The following is a 1,134-nucleotide window of genomic DNA, read 5'->3' as shown; positions in this document are numbered from 1 at the left end:
GGACCGCGGGGGCACGGTGAGACGGAATCGGTTTCTCCCATCCCCTCCAGGTCCGGTGCTTGCCGCGGGCCCCAGCAAACGTCGGCCCTCCCGTATCTCCCACCCGCCCGCGGGAAGTACCGGACGAGAGGCAGCGCGCACCCGCAGCTCTCAGTCTCCGCGACTCCACCGCGCGCTCCCCGCAAACCGCCCCATGGCTCCGTTGCCCGGCACTCACGGGCTTCCGCCCGCGGTCGACTCCGGTGTCTCCACTCGCGGAGAGGCTCCGGGGCGAGCCGGGTACATCACCGTACGGGCATGGGAAAGAGGGCGAAGCCAGGCGACAAAGGCGCCGTTGACGCTTGTCCTCCGCCCCATTGCGTGTCAACCAAGGGGCCAGCACGGGGAGGACAACAGCGGGACGATGCAGATCAGCGGACTCGTCCTTTTCTTGAGCGAGGACGCGGCGAGCGCGACGGAGGCACTGACAACGCTCCGGGCGCGGGTCGACCTCGAGTTCGGGGCGGCGGCGGCTCCACGCCGGGTGCCCGCGGTCCTGACGGCGCCGACTTCCGGCGCGAGCAAGGACGCGATCCGCGCGTTCGAGGCGCTCGCCGGGGTCGAGCGCGTTGAGGTGGCCTTCATCGCCTTCGAGGACGAGGAACACACGGAGCACGGACGAGAGGACGTGAGATGCAGCTAGGTCGGCGTAGCTTTCTGACGGCCGCGGCCATGGCCGCGGCGAATTCGGCCGCAGGCATGAGCGGGAGCACTCTGGGTGCCGTTGCAAAGGCGAGTGGTTTCGGGGTCGCGTGGGACAAGGCGCCGTGCCGCTTTTGCGGGACCGGCTGCCACGTCCAGGTCGGAGTCGAGGGCGGCAAGGTCGTCCGGCTGGAGGGAGATCCGGATCATCCGGTGACCCGCGGGTTTCTGTGCTACCGCACCAACCGCTTTCTCGCCCGGCAGAACGACTTCAGCCAATCTTCTCTTTGATGCGCGCCGACTTACCGCTGCGCTCACGCAGGTAATAGAGCTTGGCGCGACGAACATCGCCGCGACGCTTGCGCGTGATGCTGGCCTGGCTTGCCTTCTCACGCTATCAGGGACATTGAATATCCGAATTAGCTGGTTGAGATAAGTCGACTTGCTACCTTC

2 protein-coding genes and 1 pseudogene are annotated in these 1,134 nt (G+C 67.3%); 2 read left to right on the top strand and 1 reads right to left on the bottom strand.

The annotated features are described in order from the left end of the window. Positions 1–403 precede the first annotated feature (403 nt). Together ABFS34_16955 and ABFS34_16950 are read left to right on the top strand one after the other, a co-directional pair. Positions 404–682: a hypothetical protein gene (locus ABFS34_16955; protein ID MEN8377115.1), complete on the top strand. Its 279-nt coding sequence runs from the start codon at positions 404–406 to the stop codon at positions 680–682. Between the two features lie 56 nt (positions 683–738). Continuing rightward, a complete protein-coding gene (locus tag ABFS34_16950) occupies positions 739–972 on the top strand; it encodes a hypothetical protein (protein ID MEN8377114.1) in 234 nt (77 codons plus the stop codon). Here ABFS34_16950 and ABFS34_16945 read toward each other — a convergent pair. Next, a pseudogene (locus ABFS34_16945) lies at positions 953–1,057 on the bottom strand (50S ribosomal protein L19). The gene ABFS34_16950 and the pseudogene ABFS34_16945 overlap by 20 nt on opposite strands. Positions 1,058–1,134: the final 77 nt, after the last annotated feature.

Source organism: Gemmatimonadota bacterium (assembly GCA_039715185.1).
Lineage (GTDB): Bacteria > Gemmatimonadota > Gemmatimonadetes > Longimicrobiales > RSA9 > DATHRK01.
Note: the sequence above shows the minus strand (reverse complement) of the source record. Positions and strands in the feature narration are given on the sequence as shown.

Bases quoted from the DNA above. Each gene is read 5' to 3' on its own strand.
- ABFS34_16955 (MEN8377115.1), top strand. From the start codon at position 404: ATGCAGATCAGCGGACTCGTCCTTTTCTTGAGCGAGGACGCGGCGAGC.
- ABFS34_16950 (MEN8377114.1), top strand. From the start codon at position 739: ATGAGCGGGAGCACTCTGGGTGCCGTTGCAAAGGCGAGTGGTTTCGGG.